General features: G+C 70.1%; 19 protein-coding genes. 7 read left to right on the top strand and 12 right to left on the bottom strand.

What is annotated here, in order from left to right; genetic code table 11:
- Positions 1-135: 135 nt before the first annotated feature.
- From AB0C03_RS05860 to AB0C03_RS05810, 11 genes are all read right to left on the bottom strand, one after another.
- Complete coding sequence (locus tag AB0C03_RS05860; protein WP_030335555.1) at positions 136-1614, bottom strand: right-handed parallel beta-helix repeat-containing protein; 1479 nt, start codon at positions 1612-1614, stop codon at positions 136-138.
- 153 nt (positions 1615-1767) lie between these two features.
- Positions 1768-2220 (bottom strand): GNAT family N-acetyltransferase, encoded by a 453-nt coding sequence (locus AB0C03_RS05855; protein ID WP_210866230.1) that lies wholly within the window; start codon positions 2218-2220, stop codon positions 1768-1770.
- Between the two features lie 31 nt (positions 2221-2251).
- The gene (locus AB0C03_RS05850) at positions 2252-2785 is read right to left on the bottom strand and encodes a DinB family protein (RefSeq protein WP_210861054.1); all 534 of its coding nucleotides are present in this window, start codon (positions 2783-2785) and stop codon (positions 2252-2254) included.
- 94 nt (positions 2786-2879) lie between these two features.
- Positions 2880-3587, bottom strand: a complete 708-nt coding sequence (locus tag AB0C03_RS05845) for a RibD family protein (RefSeq protein ID WP_030335549.1) — start codon at positions 3585-3587, stop codon at positions 2880-2882.
- Positions 3584-4261: a GTP cyclohydrolase II gene (locus tag AB0C03_RS05840; RefSeq protein ID WP_030335546.1), complete on the bottom strand. Its 678-nt coding sequence runs from the start codon at positions 4259-4261 to the stop codon at positions 3584-3586. Before AB0C03_RS05840 ends, AB0C03_RS05845 begins: the two co-directional genes overlap by 4 nt.
- A gap of 59 nt (positions 4262-4320) precedes the next feature.
- Entirely contained in the window at positions 4321-5259 is a 939-nt protein-coding gene (locus AB0C03_RS05835; RefSeq protein ID WP_036412151.1) for a lysylphosphatidylglycerol synthase transmembrane domain-containing protein, read from the bottom strand.
- A gap of 66 nt (positions 5260-5325) precedes the next feature.
- Positions 5326-6144, bottom strand: a complete 819-nt coding sequence (locus AB0C03_RS05830; RefSeq protein WP_030335542.1) for a class I SAM-dependent methyltransferase — start codon at positions 6142-6144, stop codon at positions 5326-5328.
- Positions 6141-7187, bottom strand: coding sequence for a glycosyltransferase family 4 protein (locus AB0C03_RS05825; RefSeq protein ID WP_210866227.1), 1047 nt, complete (start codon positions 7185-7187; stop codon positions 6141-6143). The genes AB0C03_RS05830 and AB0C03_RS05825 overlap by 4 nt, the downstream gene beginning before the upstream one ends.
- The gene (locus tag AB0C03_RS05820) at positions 7184-7582 is read right to left on the bottom strand and encodes a 6-pyruvoyl trahydropterin synthase family protein (RefSeq protein WP_030335538.1); all 399 of its coding nucleotides are present in this window, start codon (positions 7580-7582) and stop codon (positions 7184-7186) included. The genes AB0C03_RS05825 and AB0C03_RS05820 overlap by 4 nt, the downstream gene beginning before the upstream one ends.
- Positions 7583-7584: 2 nt before the next feature.
- Complete coding sequence (locus AB0C03_RS05815; RefSeq protein WP_030335536.1) at positions 7585-8568, bottom strand: zinc-dependent alcohol dehydrogenase; 984 nt, start codon at positions 8566-8568, stop codon at positions 7585-7587.
- Between the two features lie 149 nt (positions 8569-8717).
- A complete protein-coding gene (locus AB0C03_RS05810) occupies positions 8718-9698 on the bottom strand; it encodes a DUF2804 domain-containing protein (RefSeq protein ID WP_030335534.1) in 981 nt (326 codons plus the stop codon).
- Between the two features lie 339 nt (positions 9699-10037).
- Here AB0C03_RS05810 and AB0C03_RS05805 point away from each other — a divergent pair, with 339 nt between their 5' ends.
- Positions 10038-11360 carry an LPXTG cell wall anchor domain-containing protein gene (locus AB0C03_RS05805; protein ID WP_030335532.1) on the top strand — a complete coding sequence of 441 codons (1323 nt, stop codon included), beginning with the start codon at positions 10038-10040 and terminating at the stop codon, positions 11358-11360.
- Between the two features lie 59 nt (positions 11361-11419).
- Here the strand turns inward: AB0C03_RS05805 and AB0C03_RS05800 are convergent, their stop codons facing one another.
- Entirely contained in the window at positions 11420-13243 is a 1824-nt protein-coding gene (locus AB0C03_RS05800; RefSeq protein WP_210866226.1) for a glycoside hydrolase family 35 protein, read from the bottom strand.
- Positions 13244-13325: 82 nt separating this feature from the next.
- Here AB0C03_RS05800 and AB0C03_RS05795 point away from each other — a divergent pair, with 82 nt between their 5' ends.
- The 6 genes from AB0C03_RS05795 to AB0C03_RS05770 all read left to right on the top strand — a co-directional run bounded on the left by AB0C03_RS05795 (position 13326) and on the right by AB0C03_RS05770 (position 20060).
- Positions 13326-14339, top strand: coding sequence for a LacI family DNA-binding transcriptional regulator (locus AB0C03_RS05795; RefSeq protein WP_030335527.1), 1014 nt, complete (start codon positions 13326-13328; stop codon positions 14337-14339).
- A 152-nt stretch (positions 14340-14491) separates the two neighbouring features.
- Entirely contained in the window at positions 14492-15814 is a 1323-nt protein-coding gene (locus AB0C03_RS05790; RefSeq protein ID WP_357634739.1) for a carbohydrate ABC transporter substrate-binding protein, read from the top strand.
- A gap of 70 nt (positions 15815-15884) precedes the next feature.
- Entirely contained in the window at positions 15885-16859 is a 975-nt protein-coding gene (locus AB0C03_RS05785; protein ID WP_245233718.1) for a carbohydrate ABC transporter permease, read from the top strand.
- Positions 16860-16870: 11 nt separating this feature from the next.
- Positions 16871-17749 carry a carbohydrate ABC transporter permease gene (locus tag AB0C03_RS05780; protein WP_210866224.1) on the top strand — a complete coding sequence of 293 codons (879 nt, stop codon included), beginning with the start codon at positions 16871-16873 and terminating at the stop codon, positions 17747-17749.
- Positions 17750-17768: 19 nt separating this feature from the next.
- Positions 17769-17948, top strand: coding sequence for a DUF6903 family protein (locus AB0C03_RS05775; protein WP_210858151.1), 180 nt, complete (start codon positions 17769-17771; stop codon positions 17946-17948).
- A gap of 120 nt (positions 17949-18068) precedes the next feature.
- The gene (locus AB0C03_RS05770; RefSeq protein ID WP_357634734.1) at positions 18069-20060 is read left to right on the top strand and encodes a discoidin domain-containing protein; all 1992 of its coding nucleotides are present in this window, start codon (positions 18069-18071) and stop codon (positions 20058-20060) included.
- Positions 20061-20098 lie beyond the last annotated feature (38 nt).

Raw genomic sequence — 20098 nt, 5'->3', positions numbered from 1 at the left:
TCGCAGTCGCAGCCGTCAGGACGGTTGACGTCCGCGGGACGGCGGGAGATCGGCGCGACAGCTTGCACCGCTCAGCGCGGCGGTTGACCTACCGACCGCCGGAGCACGTCGCCGCGCTCGGGCGGCGGCGTCACGTCAAAACTGAACGTTGTCGGCGAGTACGGTGCCGGTCGCCCCGTTGCTGATGCCGCCGGCACCCAGCGAGCGCCATCGTGTGCCGGTGACCGTCATACCCACCCCGCTGTTGATCGCGACCGCATGCTTCGCATTGCCGTAGGCGACGTTGTCGCGGGCGGTGACTCGGTTCGAGCCGACAATGTCGATGGCGCTGTAGGTGTTGGGCGTCTGGTAACCGGCGTCGGAAACCGTGTTGTGCGCGACCTCGGTGATGTCGACGCCGCTCAGGTGGATGCCCTGCTGGAGCGGTCGGTAGATCCGGTTTCCCAGCACGCGCACCAACTCGGCGTTGACCACCTTCACTCCGTAGCTGCCGGCGCCCGTTACGTGGATGTCGTTGTCGGACACTGTGATCCCGGTGACCTGGGAGAGGTTGTTCCGGGAGATCAGGACGCCGCCGTCGGTGGGCTGGGTGATGGTGTTGCCGACGATGGTGACCCCGATGACCAGGGCTGGAGTCACCGTCTCCTGGCTGAAAACTCGCACCCCGCGCTGGGGCCCGTTGAAGGTGTTGCCGTTGACGACGATGTTGGAGCTGGACGGGTCGCCGACGAAGACGCCGTCCTTGCCGCCCTTGGTGCTGTTGCCGGCGATGATGGTCGTGTTACAACCCCAGCAGTCGATGCTGTTGTCGTCGAAGCCGATGACCGTGTTGCCGGCAATCTTGCCGTTGCGGCCGTAGCGGTTCGAGATGCCCTGCGAAATCGCAACGGGCGGACTGACCGCGGTGATGACGTTGGACTGACAGGTATAGAAGTTGATGCCAACCGCGGCCGAATCGCCGCGGAAGATGATGCCCCAGTTGCAATTGAGGACGCGGTTGTCGGTGACAACGCAGAAGTCGGCATCGGCGACGTAGATCGAGCTGCGATAGTTGTTGTCGGCCACCGTGGAGCCGTGCCCGCAGTGGTCGAAGAAGCAGCCGGCGACTGTGACATGGTGCGCGCCCGAAGAGACGGACACGCCGGAGCCGCCGATGTTCGTGAACCGACAGTTGACGATGGAGCTGTACTGAGCGTCACCCTCGATGATCACACCGACGCCACCCGGCTGGCTTGTTCCGTCGAAGTTGAGGCCGTCGAGCGAGTGGCGCGCCCTGCCCAGACGCATCAGGTTGACTGCGGCACCCGCCTTGATGGTGGCACCGTGGCCTCGCAATATCTGCGGCGTGGCCTGGTAGACCGTGAGCGTGTTCGTGATCAGGTAGACGTTGCCCGGGCCGCCGAAGTCCACGGCCCGGCCCTGCGACAGGCACCGCTGCACAGCCGCGGTGTCGTCCGTGACGCCGTCACCAACCGCGCCATAGTCTTTCGGCGACACCACCGAGGTGTCGGAACCCGCCGCCATCGCCGGCTCAGCGGCGGTCAGCGCCGCAGCTCCCGCCAGCACCGGCGTGCCGTAGAGCAGAGCGCGGCGGCTAAGGCTGTTCTTCGTCATGTCGACCGATCCCCCGTAGGTTGTCTTTGCGCGGCTGGGAGCCTACGCGGGACAGGTCCGACGCGGTGCCCCTCGAAATGAGGGCGGCAGGCACCACTGTGGCGCCCGCCGAGCGCGGCCAGGCCGTCGAACAACCGAGGTGATGCCGCCTGGTCAGTGGACGGACCGGACGGCGACGATCTGACCTCCGCTGGTCTCCCCGGTCGGACGGAATCCGAGGGTGAGATAGAACCCCTCCGGGCCGTCCTCCCCCGATTCCCAGGTCGTGTAGATCTGGTCGTGCCCTCGGCTGCGGGCCTCCGCACGAACGGCGTCCACCGCGAAGCGGCCGTACCCCCGGCCCTGTTGCTCGGCGGCGATGTTCAGCCGCCACAGGCCCGAGCGCCGGTCGTCCGGTCGGTCCCACTCGATGTCGAAGAAGCCCATCAGGAAGCCGACGACCTCATCACCCTCCACGATCAGACGTGGCCAGGCGATGTCGGGCTGCGCGTACGCCTCGGCAAGGGACCAGGCGACCGGGGACGAGTACTTCTCCTGGTCGGGTCGCACCTGCAACCGGCAGGCGGCTTCCACGTTGTGTTCAGTGATCTTCACCAGTCCGGGCACGCCCGCCACCCTATCGACCAGGATCCGCGCATCACCGTCGAGACTGCTGTGCCGCGCGCATCAGCCGGAGCTGGCCGATCTCCGCGACGTTCTTCATCAGCTCGGCGTTGACCCAGCCAATCGTGTGCGTGACGGTGTGGTCGGTCCCGTCCGGCCAGGGGAAGGTCGCGGTGCGGTCGAGGTCACGCTCGCTGAGCTGGTCGAGCAGACCCAGCCACTCGGTGCGCAGGTCACGCAGCCAGGTCACAGTCGGCTCGCCCGGGCCCGGCCAGGTGACGGCCGTGCGGTCGGGCGCGGGCACCCCCCGCAGATGGTCCATCGCCACGGTCCACCACCAGCCGACGTGCCAGGTGAGCCAACCGATCGTCGGCACCGGGACCGGGTCGGGTTCGGTGTCGGCCCAGTCCGGAACCCAGGTGCCGTCGACGCCCTGCCGCACCGACCAGCAGTGGGCGGCCGGCTCCCAGAGGGCGTCAGCCGCGTCGAGTCGCTCGAGGTGGTACTCGAACAGCGACCAGGTCAGGTCGAACTGCCAGCGCAGAAGGGCCAGCGGCGAAACGGACATCCGGGGATTCTGTCCGGGCACCGGCACCGCCGTCGACAGAATAACCAATCGACGGCTCGCGGCAGAGCGCGGCGGCACAGCGCGCGGGCCCCGATCAGTCGGCCGGGCAGCGCTCGGAGAGGGCGTAGCGGAGCAGGACCACGTCGCCGATCTGGCGAGCCTCGGCCAGGCGGGCGCGGCGACCCGGGTGCCAGGGGAAGCGACCCTCGCCGACGAACCGGGGCGCACGGCCGTCGCCGACGAAGAACGGGGCGACCACCAGGTGCAGTTCGTCGGCGAGACCGGCGGCGAGGAACTGGGCGTGCACCGTCCCGCCGCCCTCCACCATCAACCGCCGCACACCCCGCGCGGCCAGGTCGCTCAGCAGCCACCCCGGGTCGACGGGCTCACCCGCGTCGACCACTGTGGCCAGTCGGCCGACCCGCTCCTCGGTCTTCTCCAGCGCGCCGGTGGCGCAGTAGACGAGCCGCACCGAATCACCGGCGGTGAAGAAGCGCGCGGTCGGGTCGAGGTCGCCCTGGGCGGTCAGCGTGACCTTGGTGGGCGAGGCCTGTCGACCGGCCGCGACCCGCTCGGCCCGACGGCTCGGGGAGCGCACCAGCAGCCGCGGGTCGTCGCGCCGGACGGTGCCGGCGCCGACCAGGATGGCGTCGCAGCTGGCGCGGACCGCGTCGACGCGGTCCAGGTCCTCGTCGTTGGAGAGCAGTAACCGCTGCTCGGTGGCGTCGTCGATGTACCCGTCGATGGAGGCGGCGCAGCTCAGCAGCACGTACGGCCGCGTCGGCTCCGGCCGGCAACTCATCGGGGCTGCTCAGGAGTGCGACCCGCGAGCGCGTCCGCCGCCTCGATCTCCGCCGCCTTGGCCGCCTTGGCCGCCAGGTACTCGGCGTTGGCCGGCGACAGGAAGACGCTGGTGAGGATCCGTTCGACCACGTCCACGCCCAGCCGGGTCAACTGGTCTTCCTTGTCCGGGTTGCTGCTGAGCAGTCGGACCCGCGGCACGCCCAACGTGGCCAGCATCTGCGCGGCGGCCGTGTAGTCCCGCTCGTCCTCGCCCCGGCCCAGCGCGACGTTGGCCTGGTAGGTGTCCAACCCGGCGTCCTGCAACGCGTACGCGTCCAGTTTGGCGTACAGGCCGATGCCACGGCCCTCCTGCCGCAGGTAGAGCAGGAACCCACCGGTCTCGGCGATCCGCTGCACCGCCTCGCGCAGTTGGGGGCCGCAGTCGCAGCGTTCGCTGCCGAACACGTCGCCGGTCAGGCACTCGCTGTGCGGACGCACCAGCGGCGCCTCTCCCCCGACCGCGAGCCGGTCCAGGGCACCGGCCCAGTCACCGAGGCCGAGGGCCAAATGCTCCCTACCGTCCACCAGGCCCTTGAAGGTGAACACCCGGGCGGTCGTGGAGTAGCCGTCGGGAAACGCCAGCGGCACCGTGACCTGCGTGCGGATCGTGGCAACCGGCAATGCTTCGGGCATGGGACTCCTTCGTCCGGCGCCACCGCCGTCCGGCGACGCGTACCGTCTCACCATCGACTTCAACAGCCGCCGTCGGAGGTGGCTTCCCGGGCGGCGGCCGGAGTTCGACGCCGACGGGCCAGCAGCACGGCGGCACCCGGCAGGCTGGCCACCAGCACCAGTGCACCGTAGACGGTGGCGGTGGCGACACCCTCGGCAGCGCTGAGACCGGCCGCGCCGAACACCCACGCGGCCACCCCCTCCCGTGGCCCGAAGCCGGCCACGTTCAACGGTAGGCCCATGGCGAGCAGGGCGAGCAGCGTCAACGGCAACAGTCGGGACAGCGGGGCGTCGGATCCGGCGGTGCGCGCCGCCACCAGGAAGGTGGCCAGGTGACCGGCGACCATCACCGCCGAGGCGACCAGCACACCGAACCAGGTGCGCCGCGCCAGCAGCCCTGACCGCACGTCCGCCACTGCGGTACGCAGCGCCGTGGCCCAGCGGGACCCGCCGCCGTTGGGTAGGACCCGGGCCGCCAGCACGACGACCAGCCCGCCGGCGACGACGAGCGCGGCGGCGACCGGCAGGTACGGCCGCACCGGGGACGGGAAGGCCGCGAGCACCACCAGCGCGACGCCGACCAGGACCACCTGCCCGGCGGTACGTTCCCAGACCACCGCGCGGATTCCCCGGCTGACGTCACCGGCGTCGCGGCCGTGGCGCACCGCCCGGTGCACGTCGCCGAGCACACCGCCGGGCAGTGTGGCGTTGAGGAACACCGCCCGGTAGCAGTGCGCCACCGCCGTCGCCAGCGGCAGGCGGACACCGAGGCCGCCGGCGACCAGGCTCCACCGCCACGCCGCGCAGACCGTGGTGAGCACCCCGATGACCAGCGCCGCTGCCAACGCCGGCGCGTCGATCAGTCGTACTCCGGCGAGGAACGGGCCACTGCCCACCTGCCACAGCAGGACGGCGAGCAGACCCACCCCGCCGACCACTCGTGCCCAGGCCCAGAACATCCGCGCCGGCCCTCCCCTTGAAGATCGTCCACTTGCCCTAGTCCACGTACCCAGGGCGTGAACGGTTCATCCACCGGCGAGGAGGTCGGTGTGGTCGACAAGCACGGTGAGTCGGCCGGCGGCCGCGTCGGCCAGCCGACGGCGGGCGTACGCCTGGGCGGGGCCGGCCAGGTCGGGGCGCTGCGCGCAGGCGGCCCCGAGCCAACCTCGGAACCACTCGGCGGCCAGGTCGGCCTGCTCCGGGCCGAGCCGCCACGGGCTGGGTCGTTCCCGCACGTCGACGCCGTGCCGGGCGAACGCGGCGACCGTGGCGGCGGCGGCATCCGGGCCGAGCAGCCGCCGGCCATCGACGGTACGCCGCTGGTGGTCGTTGAACGCGGCTTCGACCTCCTCGTCGAGCGGGTCGGTCGGGCTGAGCCGGACCCGCCCGGTCACCGAGATGGCGAACAGCGCGGGCCGGCCGACGCAGGCGGCCACCACCCGTTCGACGTCCTCCGCGGTGAGCATGTCCAGCAGCGCGGACGCGGTGACCAGTGACGCCCCGGCCAGGTCGGCGGCGGTCAGCCGGGTGAGGTCACCGCAGCTCGTCCGCACTGTCACCGGGGCGCCGTCGGCGGCTCGCACCCCGGTCATGCCCTCGGCGGCGCGGGCCAGCAGGTCGGCGTCCCGGTCGTGCAGCACCCAGTGCTGCGGCCCGGGCAGCCGGGCGGCCAGCCAACGACTCATCGAGCCGGTGCCGCTGCCCAGGTCGTGGATCACCATCGGGGCGTTGGCGGTCGGCCGGGCGCGGACGGCGTCCAGCAGGTCCTCGGCGCGCGCCGCCGCGTCGGCCGGCTCCCGCAACCGCAGCCAGTCGGCGAACGGCAGGGTCTCCTCGGCGGTCATTCCGCCACCTCCTTCAGTACGCCGGCCAGCAGCGCGGCGGTCACCGACCAGTCGGTCAGGGTGTCGCGCCGGGCGAGCGCGGCACGCCGTAGCCGGGCGCGCAGCGCGTCGTCGTCCAGCCAGCGGATCAGCGCGGCGGCCAACGCCGCCGGGTCGCCGGGCGGGACCAGCAGTCCCGGTCGGTCACCGTCGGGGGCGTGGCCGAGCGCCTCCGGCAGCCCGCCCACCTCGGTGGTCACCACCGGCAGGCCCCGGGCCAGCGCCTCGGTGACGACCATGCCGTACGTCTCGCCCCGCGACGGCAGCACCAGCAGGTCGGCGGCGGCGTACGCGTCGTCCAACGCCGCGCCGGTCAGCGGGCCGGCCAGCCGCACCCGCTCGGTGAGACCCGCCCCGGTCAGCCGGTCGCGCAGCCGGTGCACGAGGTCCGGTTCCCGGGCCAGCGTCCCGGCGCAGAGCATCGTCCACTCCCGCCCGACCAGCGTGGCCAACGCGTCGACCAGCACGTCGTACCCCTTGTGGTGGGTGACCGCCGCGACGCAGAGCAACCGGTCGCCGGTCGCGGAGCCGGCGGCCGGCGGCGCGGGCCGCACCCCGGGCGGCGCGGCCCGGATCCTCTCGGCGAGCCTCGGGTGCCGGGCCAGCAGGGCGCGGCGGGTCCACTCGCTGGTGGTGACGACGGCCCGGGCGGTGGCCAGCGCGCGGGCCTCCGGCTCGTCGTCGAGCGGCAGGTGCACCAGGACCACCAGACGCAGCCGACGGGCGTGCGGGGCGAGCAGGTCCGGCACGGTCGAGGCGATCAGGCCGTCGAGCAGCACCACGGCGTCGTCGGGCGTGGCGGCGAGCAGCCCGGCCAGCGTCGCCCGGTCGGCCGGCTCGGGGTGCGGCCACGCGCCGGGCACCGGGTGCTCGTGGACCGACCAGCCCCGCTCGCCCAGCCCGGCGCAGATCCGCCGGTCGTAGCTGTTGCCGCCGCTGGGCGTGGCCGGGTCGTCGATGTCACCGGGCAGGACGACGTGCACCGCCCGGCCCGCATCGGTCACAGTGACCGCTCGTAGCTCGCCCAGGCGATGTGCGACTCGTGCAGGGTGACCGTGATGCCGGCCAGGTCGCGCGCTCCCGCTCCCAGCTGACCGGCGTGCACCCGCTCGACCAGTCGGTCCGCGACAGTACGGGCCAGCACCTCCGTGGTGGTGTTCACCCCGGCGAAGGCCGCCTCGTCGTCGAGGTTGCGGTACGTCAGCTCGCTCAGCACGGCCCGCAGCTGCTCGGTGGCCAGGCCGATGTCCACGACGATCCCGTCGGCGTCCAGGTCGGGCCGGCGGAACGTCGCGTCCACCACGAACGTCGCGCCGTGCAGGCGTTGGGCGGGCCCGAAGACCTCGCCTCGGAAACTGTGGGCGATCATCATGTGGTCTCGAACGGTCACGCTGAACACTGTCACTCCCCGTCGTCGTAGGTGATGAGGTGGCAGAGGGCGGGCAGGTCACCCGAGCTGAGTCGGGCGAGCACGTCGGGCAGCTCCGCGAACCGGGACGCGCCGGTGATCAACGCGTCGAAGGCCGGGTCGTCGAGCAGGTCCAGGGCGAGCGCCAGGCGGTCGGCGTAGCTGCGCCGCCCCCGTCGGGCGGGTGCCACCATGCCGACCTGGCTGCTGCGGACGGTGAGTCGACCGGAGTGGAACGCGCCGCCCAGCGACACCTGCACGGGGCGGTCGCCGTACCAGCTCAGCTCGATGACCGTGCCCTCCGGTGCGAGCAGGTCCAGCGACTGTTGCAGGCCGGCGGCGGTGGCGCTGGCGTGCACGACCAGGTCACGGTCAGCGCGGGCGTCGGCCGGGTCGGCGAAGTCGACACCGAGCGCCCCGGCCACGCCGGCCCGGCGCGCGTCGGTGTCGACCAGTTCGACCTGCACGCCGGGGAACCGGGCGAGCAGCGCCGCGACGCAGCAGCCCACCATGCCGGCGCCGATCACGGTGACCCGGTCACCGACCAGCGGCGCGGCGTCCCACAGCGCGTTGACGGCGGTCTCCACGGTGCCGGCGAGCACCGCCCGGGCCGCCGGCACCCCCTCCGGCACGGGCACCACGGCGGTGGCGGGCACGACGTACGCGCTCTGGTGCGGGTGCAGGCAGAAGACCGTCCGCCCGAGCAGGTCCGGCGGGCCCTGTTCGACCACGCCCACGCTGAGGTAGCCGTACTTCACCGGGCCGGGGAAGTCACCCTCCTGAAAGGGCGCGCGCATCGCGGCGTGCTGGTCGGCGGGCACCCGACCGGTGAAGACCAGCGTCTCGGTGCCCCGGCTGACCCCGGAGTAGCGGGCCCGGACCAGCACCTCGTCGGGGCCGGGGGCGGTCAGCGACACCGGCCGGATCTCGGCCGCGCCGGGTTCGCGCACCCAGCAGGCGTACGCCTCGCGGATCACCGTCGCGCACCTCACCTCTTGTTCTGGGCCGAACGGCCAGCCTTCCGTGCCCCGGTCGGGGTCGTCGATCATAAACACGGAGGCGAGGTGTCCACAGTTCGAAGCGCTGCCGTGCGCTGGCGCGGTGTGCGCGTGGTGGCGGCAAACCACTACCAGCGGTTGCGTGCCTCCTCGGCCCAACCGACGAGCCCGTCGAGGCTCACCGTCGTTCCGTCGTCGGTCTTCGCCCAGCCGGAGAAGTGCCCGAAACACTGGTGCGTCTCGTTCGCGACGACACCCAGGTTGGTGCGGGACACCTTCTCGTGGAACGGCTGGAACTCGACAGAGACCCGGTCGCCGCTGATCCGCCAGGGGCGCAGCCAGTCCGCCCGGTCGTAGGTCCAGCGCAGCTCCTCGCCGATCTTGTGCAGGCGACCGTCGACGAAGAGGCCGTTCTCGGTGACCCCGGTGCCGTCGGTCCACCGACCGCCGAGCTGGATCGCTCGTCCCGGCGCCGCGCCGGCGGCCCAGTTCCAGCTGACCGAGTACGGCCATCTGCCGCGACCGTGGTCCAGCACGGCGAACGCGTCCGGCCCACCGATCTCGTACGTCTGGCCGTGCAGTTCCAGCGTGCCGAGCACCGGGCGGCCGACGTCCTTGACCGTGTACTGGAATCGTCTGGTGCTCCACGGCACGACGACCCCGAGTGACTCGTGACCGGCCGGCAACGGCACGTCCACCTCCAGCCGTACGCCACTGGCGCTCGCCGAGATCGCGGTGCCGTCCGGGCGCTGGACGATCCGGATCGCCAGGCCACCGCCGCGGGCGCCCGCCTCGCCCACGCCGCAGTGCGGCGGTAGCACAGCGCCCCGCGCCAGCGGCACCACCACGTCGGCAGTCGTCTCGGTGCCGCTGTCCCGGTCGAGCACGTAGACACTGTGCACACCGGCGTAGTCCAGCGACGAGGCGACCAGCCCGATGATGTGCCGTGGGGTCACGATGCCCCAGTACTCCCATCGTTTGGTCCGGCCCCAGCCGCGCAGGTTCGCGGTGTGCAGGGGACGCCGGGTCCAGCCCACCGCCGCGGGGTTGAGTCGCCCGTCCCGTTGGCACAGGTCGACAGGCGAGAGCAGCTCACGTTCGTGCGTCACGAGCTGCACGATAGCCGCCCCTGCCCCGCCGGCTTGACTGACACATCGATGCGACCTACGGTCATATGACATCGGACATAGGATGTCATAGGATGTGGTGTATGCGGCAGCTTTGGCTGCTCCTGACTCTTTCTCTCCCGTCGTCCTGGTAGCCGCTCCCGCCCACCCCCACCGGTCTGGTGCGGCGGCCCGGCCCCGCCTGCGGCCACGAACCCGCACGAGACCGGCAGGAATCCCCCGTCATCGGCCGCCTTAGCGCCAAGCGGCCCGACGCTGCCGGGCGGCCACGGACATCGGCGTCCTGGCCGTCCGGCATCCCCCCTCAAGGAATAGGACCCCATGAAGCTGTCCGCCCTCGGCCGTATCGCTCTGGCCACAGGCATCACCGTGCTGGCCACCGCCACGCTCCCCGGCACCCCCGCGGCCGCCGCACCGGTGAAGAGGAAGATGCTCCCCGTCCTGGTGGAGTTCAGCGACGCCTCCTTCCAGTTCCCGGACAAGGTGAAGGCGTCCACGCCGGACACCTACTTCGGCGCGAAGAGCGACTCGGCCGCGTCGTACCTGTCGGAGTTGTCGCGTGGGCAGTACAAGCTGGTGCCCGCCGTACCGGAGCAGTTCCTCGGCCCGATCAAGCTGGACCTCAGCGCCGCCGGCTGCCCGCACGGCAAGATCAATCAGATGACCCGTGACGAACTCGCCAAGCGGGGCCTGGTCGCGGGCGAGGACTACGACAGCATCTCGATCGTCTTCCCGGCGCAGAAGACGAACTGCCCCTGGGCCGGCCTCGCCACCCTGCCCGGCCCGACCACCTGGATCAACCTCTACGGCACCGCCAGTGGCATCGACGTCGTCGGCCACGAACTCGGGCACAACCTGGGCTTCGGGCACCAGGGTCGCGTCAAGTGCACCGGCGGCAACCTGGGCGCGTGCAAGTCAGGGGGCGCCAGCCACACGACCATCATGGCCGGTGGTTACCGGCCGGCCGGCTTCTCCGCACCGGAGATGATCCGTGCCGGATGGCTCAACGGCGGGGCGTCCCAGAAGGTCACCAAGTCGGGGGTCTACACGCTGCGCTCCCTGCACGGCAAGGGCAGCGGAGTCCGGGCCCTGGACATCGCCCTGGGCGGCGACCGGCTCGTCATCGAGTACCGCCACGCGGCCGGCAACTTCGACGCGAAGCTCGAGGGCGTGCACGCCTACCGTGTCCCCAAGGGCTCCTACGGTGCCTCGTCACTCATCGACACCACGACGGCGGACAAGACAGCCACCAACAACGCGCCGCCGAACGCGGACGCCATCACCAAGCTGACGGACAAGGCGAGCAAGCTGTCAGTCGCCGTCGTGTCCTCCGGCGGTGGTCAGGCCAAGGTCAAGGTCGCGCTCAACGGCGACTCGCTCGCCTCCATCGACGCGGCCCCCACGAAGTCCCCGTCCCCGTCCCCGAGCGCCACCCCCACCCCCAGTGCGAGCCCGAGCGCGAACACCGCCACGGAGGCCGAGTCCGACGGCTCCGAGCCGGTCACCGAGCTCGGCTCCCGGGAGCTGACCGCCGACGACGACAGCTCGACCACAATGCCGCTCGTCGCCGGTGGCGGTGCCGCCCTGCTGGCGGCCGGCCTGGGATTCCTCCTGCTGAAGCGTCGCCGCGGCAAGCACGCCTGACCGGCCGGTCGGGCCCGGTCGCCCGCTCGCACGGCGGGCGACCGGGAGCGGTCAGACGGTCATTCGAACTCCTCCACGTACTCCTCGGTGGGGCCCAACTCGGGCTGATCGCGCAGCTCCAGGACCGGGCCGAGCCGGTCGGTGTCCAGTACGACGATCGTGTTCTCGCCGGCGCGCAGCAGTGGCGCGGGGCAGTAGAGCGTCACCTGCGGACCGATGTCCCAGTAGCGACCGAGCAGGAATCCGTTGACCCAGACCATGCCGTGCACCGAGCCGGGCAGGGCGAGGAAGGTGTCCGCCGGCTGCTCGACGGGCACCGTCGCGACCGCGAACCCGGCGCCGGTGCTGGCCGGCCCGGCGGTGGTGGCGCGACGCAGGTCGTCAGGTGTCCACTCGGCCAGGGCGATCGGCGAGCTGGCCCAGCCGTGCACGATCCGGCGGTCGACGAGCACTGGTCCGAGCAGGCCCTTGTGCTGACCGACCAGTGGGCCGTAGTTGATCCGGCCGAGGTTCTCCACCAGGATCTCCAGGCGCACGATCGCGCCGGTGCCGCGAATCGGTATCTCCGGATGATCGGCGTCGGCGACACCGATCGGCACGCCGTCGGCGAGGACGATCGCCCGGTCGCGCACGTCGCTGAGGATGATGGTGTGCTCGCCCGTCGGGATCTTCGGGTGGGCGGTGAGCAGCACCATCCCGGCGTCCAGGCCGAGTTGTTCGAAGGTGGCCGGCCGCGGACCGGTCGACTCCGGTGCGGGCACGGCGCGCAGGCCGGCGATCAGGTCGGCGCGGTGGGTCAGCGGCACCCGCGTCGGCGGCAGCACCGGCATCCGCTCGGGCACCCGCAGTTGCCCGGTCACGCCGAGCGCCGCACGCATGGCGTGGAACTTGGCGGTGAGCGTTCCGTCCTCGGCGATGGGCGCGTCGGAGTCGTAGCTGGTGATGGTGGGCTGAAGCCGACCCCGGTCCGCGTTGGCGCCGGCCCACAACCCGAAGTTGGTGCCGCCGTGGGCCATGTAGAGGCTGACGCTTCCGCCCTCGCCGAGGATGGCGTCGAGAGTGCGCACGGCGCTGTCCACCGTGCGGACGTGGTGTCGCTCGCCCCAGTGGTCGAACCAGCCGTTCCAGTACTCGGCGACCACGAACGGTTCGTCGGGCCGGCGCGTGGCGAACAGGGCGCGGGCGGCCTCGGGCTTCGAGCCGAGGGTGGCCGCGGCGAGGGTGCCCGGCACCGTGCCCGCGTCGTGCATCAACTCGGTCGGGCCGTCCGCTGTGAACAGCAGCTCGGTGATGCCGCGCTCGAGCAGGGCTGAGCGAATCCAGTGCAGGTACGCCTCGTCGTCGCCGTAGCTGCCGTACTCGTTCTCGACCTGTACCGCCACCACCGGTCCGCCAGCATGCGTCTGCTGCCGTGCGATACGGGGAATCAGCTCGTCGAACCACCGCTCGACCGGCCGGATGAACGCCGGGTCGGAGCTGCGCAGGACCACGTCACGCGCGGTCAGCCAGGCTGGCAGGCCGCCGTTGGACCACTCCGCGCAGATGTACGGGCCGGGCCGCAGGACGACGTCGAGGCCTTCTTCGCCGGCGAGCGCGATGAACGCCTCGAGGTCACGCCAGCCGTCGAAGCGGGGCGCGCGCTCGGCGTGCGGCTGGTGGAAGTTCCACGGCACGTACGTGTCGAGGGTGTTGAGACCGAGGTCGGCCAGTCGCCGGATCCGGTCGCGCCACAGCTGTGGGTGGACCCGGAAGTAGTGCAGGGCGCCGGAGAGGACGCGGTGGGGGACGCCGTGCCGGTGAAGCTGACTGCCGCTCCAGCCGAGCGCGGGTGATGGCCTGGGCGACGGTGTCAGCGTGCTGCTCGGCCGGGTCGTCTCGATCATGGCAGGAGCCTATGTTACCCGTGCCATTTATAACAATGGCGCTAGGATGCCGCCGTACCGGGTTCTCAGGAGGGCGGGGCGGATGACCGAGGCGACAATGCGCGACAAGCAACCGAGCATGACCGACGTGGCACGTGCCGCTGGCGTGTCGGCACAGACGGTCTCGCGTACGCTGCGCAACTCGCCGAACGTCAACGCGGAAACCCGACGTCGCGTACTCGACGCGGTCGAGCAGCTCAAATACCGGTACAACGGCGCTCCCCGGCTGCTGTCCTCGGGACGAAGCTTCACCCTCGGCCTGGTCCTGCTACAGGCCGGCGGCTACTACTCGCGCTCGGGGGTCACCGCCGGGGTGGAGGCGGCGGCCGGTCAGGCGGGTTACTCGGTGAGCATCGCGACCATCGCCGAGCTGGACACCGCACTGATGGAGAAGTCCCTGCTCAAGCTCTCTGATCAGGGCGTCGACGGCATCATCATCGCGGTCCCGTTGATCTCCGTGACCCAGCGGATGGAGGACATCACCCGGGACATCCCCACCGTCACGGTGGACGGCTCGCGCACGACCGGGGCGCGGGTGCTGGGCATCGACCAGCACGAGGCGGGGCGCGCGGCCACCCAACACCTGCTGGACCTGGGGCACCGCCAGGTGTGGCACGTAGCCGGGCCGGACGAGTGGATCGAGGCGCGGCAGCGTCGGCAGGGCTGGCAGGAGTGCCTGGCCGCTGCCGGGATCGACGCGCCTCCAGCCCTGGAGGGCGACTGGTCGCCCGAGTCGGGCTACCGGCTGGGGCAGATCCTCGCGATGATTCCCGAGGTCACCGCCGTCTTCGTGGCCAGCGACGAGATGGCCTTCGGGCTGATCAAGGCGCTGCGGGAGCGCGGGCGCTCGGTGCCGCAGGACGTCTCGATCGTGAGCGTCGACGACATCGAGCTGGCCGCCTACTGCCACCCGCCGCTCACCACCGTTCGGCAGGACTTCTACCGCTCCGGGGCGGCTGCTGTCGCACTCCTGCTCGACACCGAGTCGGAGGGCGAATCGCTCACGCCAGCCACCCTCATCGTCCGGGAGTCCACCGCGGCGCCGCGGCCACGCTGACCGTCCTGCTGCGGGCAGATCATTCTTGACGGGTCATGTTACGGGTGCCACAGTAACAACGCGCGGCCCGCCCAGCGATCTAGGCGGACCGTGTCTCGTGCTCGCCTCTCACTCCCGCACCGTTGTGCGTACCGCCACGGAGGACCACCCCCATGTTGAGAAAACCCATCGTCCTAGCCGTCGCCGCGGCGACGGCGCTCAGCCTGCTCACAGGTTGTTCCGGAGGCGACGACAACGCCGACGGCAAGAAGAGCCTGAAGGTCGCGGCCTTCGAGGGCGGCTACGGCCGGGACATGTACCTGCAGGTCATCGAGGCCTACAAGGCGAAGCACCCCGATGTGGACGTTCAGCTGCAGCTCTCGAAGACCCTTGAGGACGAGATCAGCCCCAACATGAAGGCCGGCAAGTTCCCGGACGTCGTGGTGCTGCCCCAGGGCCGCAAGGCAGCGCTCGCCGAGACGCTGGTCAAGGACAAGGCACTGGAGGACCTCACCGGAGTCCTGGACATGACGGTGCCTGGTGAACAGGTCACCGTGCGCTCCAAGCTCGCCGACGGGATCGTGGGCAACCTCAGCACCAACCCGTACAACGACGACAAGACCTACCTGATGCCGATGTACTACGCGCCGACCGGGCTGGTCTACAACAAGGGCCTCTTCGCGCAGAAGGGCTGGCAGGTCCCAACCACCTGGGACGACATGTTCAAGCTCGGCGACGCCGCCAAGGCCGAGGGCATCGCGCTGTTCACGTACCCGACCGCGGGCTACCTGGACTCGTTCTTCTTCGCGCTGCTCGCCGACGTCGGCGGTGAGCAGTTCTACAAGGACGTCATGACGTATTCCGAGGGTGTCTGGAAGACCGCCCAGGGGCGCCAGGTCCTGGACATCACCGCCCGGCTGCTGAGCTACGCGGCGAAGACCACCGTGGGGTACGCGAACGAGCAGGACTTCACCAAGAACCAGCAGTCCCTGCTCGACAACAAGACCCTGTTCATGCCGAACGGCACGTGGGTCGTCGGCGAGATGAAGGACGCTCCGCGCGCCCAGGGCTTCGAGTGGGCGATGGCCCCGCTGCCGGCGGTCAACGCCGGTGGTAAGCGCTACCTGACCACGATCGTCGAGTCCGCCTGGGTTCCCAGCGGCGCGCAGAACAAGGACGCCGCGAAGGACTTCGTCGCGTACCTCTACTCCGACGAGGCCGCCGGCATCTTCGCCAAGGCCAACGCGATCCAGCCGATCAAGGGCATCGCCTCGACGCTGCCCGCCGAGATCGCCCCGTTCTACCAGCTCTACGAGGACCCGAGCATCTCCGCCCTGGTGGGTGGCTTCGGAAGCACCGCGCCGGTCGAGGGCGTGAACATCAAGGGCACGCTCTTCGACACCGCGAACAGCATCATCAGCGGCGACAAGACCGTCGACCAGTGGCAGACCGCGCTGAACGACGCCAGCGAGAAGCTGCGGCAAGCGGGCAAGTGACGCCCCGGCGGCAGCCCGGAACAGGGCTGCCGCCGACCCCTCCCCCCGCGAGAACCAAGGACTGGTCACGGTGACGACGACCCTCACTCCACCACCCAGAGGCGCCAGCAAGCGCGCGCCCAGCCGACCCCCGGTGTCAGCGCGTGGCAGCGCCGCACGCGGCCGGCCCGGCGACGGCCGATTCGTCGCCGCCTGCCTGCTTCCGGCACTGGCACTGTTCGCGCTGTTCATGATCTGGCCGACCGTCAGCGTGTTCCGGATGTCGCTCTACAGCTGGAGCGGTTTCTCGGCGCAGATGCGGTTCGTCGGCCTGGACAACTTCACCAAGCTCGTCGACGACGAGCAGTTCCTCCGCGCGTTCCAGAACACCGTCGCGCTGCTCGTGGTCGTGACCGTGGTGACGATGGGGATGGGTCTGTTCCTCGCCGCCGTCATGACCCGGCAGAAGCTGCGCGGCCACACCCTCTACCGGTTCGTGCTCTACATCCCCAACGTGCTCTCGGTCGTGGTCATCGCGGCCATCTTCTCGGCCGTCTACGACCAGGAGAACGGCCTGCTCAACGGCACCCTCCGGCTGCTCTCGCTGGACGGCCTGCAACAGGTCTGGCTGGGCGACCAGAAGCTGGTGCTCTACTCGGTCGCGATAGCGATGCTGTGGCAGTCGCTCGGCTACTACATGGTCATCTACATGTCGAGCATGGCGAGCATCCCGGAGGAGTTGTACGAGGCCTCGGCGCTCGACGGTGCCTCGGCAGGTCGGCAGTTCTTCGCCGTCACGCTGCCGCTGATCTGGCAGAACCTGCGCACCACGCTGACCTTCTTCATCCTCAGCGCGGTCAACCTCAGCTTCGTGCTGGTTCGGGCGATGACCGGCGGCGGCCCGGACGGTGCCTCCGAGGTGCTGCTCAGCTACATGTACAAGCAGGCGTACACGAACTCGGCCTACGGCTACGGAATGGCCATCGGCGTGGTGATCTTCGCTTTCTCGTTCCTCGTGTCGCTCCTGGTGAGCCGCGCGACCCGGCGTGAGCCCCTCCAGTTCTAGAGGACACTCCCATGACCACGATCAACAAATCCGGCCCGCGGCCTGGCCGTGGCCTCACCCACCTGCTCGTCGGTGCGATCACCCTGCTCATCGTGATCCCGGTCGGCTGGGTGCTGGTGGCCTCGCTGAAGCGCAAGAGCGAGTTCTTCGGCAGCCCGTGGACCCTGCCCGAGGGCCTTCACCTGCAGAACTACGTCGACGCGTTCGGCGGCGCGCAGATGGGCCGCTACTTCGCCACGTCGGTACTGGTCACGCTCCTCGGCCTGGTCTTCGTGCTGGCGGTCTCGGTGCCGGCGGCGTACGTCGTCGCCCGGTACGAGTTCCGCGGCAAGGGCATCGTCGAGGTGGCGCTGCTGGCCGGGCTGTTCGTCAACGTCAACTACATCGTGGTGCCGATCTTCCTGATGCTCGTCGACTGGGACCGCGCGCTGGTCGACGTGTTCCCCGACGGGTTCTTCCTCGACAACCCGGCGATGCTCTCGGTGGTCTACGCGGCGACCTCGATCCCATTCACGATCTACCTGCTGACTGCGTACTTCCGGTCGATTCCGGGAGACTTCGAGGAGGCCGCGCTGCTGGACGGGGCATCCCGATTCCGGATCATGACGCGGGTGATGCTGCCGATGGCCCGCCCGGCGGTCACCACGGTGATTCTGTTCAACTTCCTGGCCTACTGGAACGACTTCATCATCGCGCTGACGCTGCTGCCCGGTGAGGGCAAGACGTTGCAGGTCGGCCTGCTCAACCTGATGGCGGCGCAGAAGGCGGCCGCGGACCCGGGGCGGCTCTACGCCGGCATGGTCATCGTCATCGTGCCGGTGCTGCTCCTGTACGCGCTGATCCAGCGCCGACTGATCCAGGGCATGGCCGCCGGCGGCGTCAAGGGCTGAGGCCCGAGAAAGGGATGTCATGAAGGAACCGACGCGTGCCGTACTGCTCATCGTCGCCCGGCTGCTGATCGCGCTCGCCTGTGTCGTCGCCGTGGTGGTCGTCCGACCCACTGTCGGCTGGGGCCACCTCGCGATCATGCTTGTGGCGCTCGCCGTCCTGATCGGTCTTCTCGCGGACTACAACAGAAAGTTCCGGTGAGCCGCGGCGTGCGGCGGGCCCGAGCTCCGCCGGGGGCGTTCGCTCCCGGCATACGAACGAGACAGCGCAAGGAATTGACAGACTCCCCCACCCCGACCACCCCCACGGTTAGGACTCTCGATGCGCCTGTTCAGGTCCTCGTTGGTGGCTTTGACCACGCTAGCCACCGCAGTACTGGTCGCCGCGCCCCCCGCCGCGGCAGCCGCCACGAACTACTACGTCGACTGCTCCGCGAGCACGTCGGGCAGCGGCACCCAGGCCAGCCCCTGGAACAGCTTCACACCGGTGAACGCCAAGACGTTCGCCGCCGGAGATCAGATCCTGATCCGGCGGGGCACGACCTGCGCCAACCAGCAGCTCTTTCCCAAGGGTTCCGGCGCGGCCGGCGCACCGATCATCGTCGACGCGTACGGCAGCGGCGCCAAGCCGGTGCTGGCCGGCAACGGCGCTGTCGTCGACGTCGTGAAGCTCTACAACCAGCAGTACTGGGAGATCCGCAACCTGGACATCTCCAACAAGGGATCGGCGATCGCCACCCGCCGCGGCGTGCACATCATCCGTGAGAACTCCGGCACCGGCACCTACTACCGGGTGACCGGGCTCAGCGTCCACGACATCAACGGCAACCAGACCAAGAAGGACGACGACGCCAGCGCCGGCATCTTCTTCGAGGTCCTCGGCTACACCACGCAGACGAAGTTCGACGACGTGCTGATCAACAACAACACGATCGGCACCGTCGACCGCTACGGCATCCACTTCTGGACCCGCTGGATGGTCCGGCCCGAGCTGGCCAACCCCAACTGCGGTTCCACCTGCGGCAACTGGCTTCCGCAGACCCGGGTCGTCGTGCGCGGCAACACGGTCACCGACATCGGCGGCGACGCCATCGACGTGCACCACACCCAGAGCGCCCTGGTCGAGAACAACCGGGTGGACGGCTTCCGGGTCCGCGAGCCCGCGCAGTGCGCCGCCGGCATCTGGGGCTGGAACATCAACGACGCCCTGTTCCAGTTCAACGAGGTCAGCGGCGGCCGGAGCACCTGTGACGGGCAGGGCTTCGACCTGGACGAGGGCAACATCCGCACCATCTACCAGTACAACTACAGCCACGACAACGAGGGCGGCTTCATCCTGCTCTGCAACGGTGGGGGCTCGACCACCAAAGACAACATCGTGCGCTACAACATCAGCCAGAACGACCGCGGCCAGATCTTCGACCTGGTCTGCGGGAAACTCACCAACACGAAGATCTACAACAATGTCTTCTACGTGGGCGAGGCAGCCCAGATCATCAACAACGGCAACGGCTCGGCCGGCGCCAATGTCGAGTTCTACAACAACATCTTCTACGTGACCTCGACCCAGGCCAGCTACAACGCCGGCGCGCTGCTGTTCGACTCCAACGTGTTCTACGGCCAGCACCCCGCCGGCGAGCCCGCCGACTCGAACAAGATCACTACCGATCCGCTGTTCGTCGCGCCGGGCACCGCCACCTCGATCAGCAACGCCGGTGGCTACCGGCTCCGCGCCGGCTCCCCGGCGCTGGCCAGTGGCCAGGTCATGACCAGCCCGGGCAGCCGCGACTACTTCGGCAGCACCGTCACCCCGGGTTGCCGTCCGGACCGGGGCGCACACCAGCTCAGCACGGTCTGCGTGCCCAGTGCCGGCGTCATCCCGCGTACCGGATGGTCGCTGAAGTACGTGGACAGCCAGGAGACGGCCGCCGAGAACGGGGCCGCGACCAACGCCTTCGACGGTAACCTCAGCACCATCTGGCACACGAAGTACACCGGCGGCAACGCCCCGATGCCCCACGAGATCCAGATCAACCTCGGGGCGAGCTACTCCGTCTCCGGAATCCGCTACCTGCCCCGGCAGGACAGCGGCTCCGGCGCCGCCAACGGGCGCATCGGCCAGTACGAGGTCTACGTCAGCACTGACGGCACCAACTGGGGTACGGCCGTGGCCACCGGCACGTTCGCCAACAACGCCAGCCAGAAGGAGGTCCGGTTCACCGCGAAAACGGGCCAGTATCTGCGACTGCGCGCCCTGAGCGAGGTCAACGGCAACCCGTGGACCACCGCCGCGGAGATCTACGCCCTCAACTGACCGACACATCAGGGAGCCTCCGGCATCGCGCCGGAGGC

This window comes from Micromonospora parva (assembly GCF_040649675.1).
Lineage (GTDB): Bacteria > Actinomycetota > Actinomycetes > Mycobacteriales > Micromonosporaceae > Micromonospora > Micromonospora parva.
This window is presented reverse-complemented; position numbering and strand designations above follow the sequence as displayed.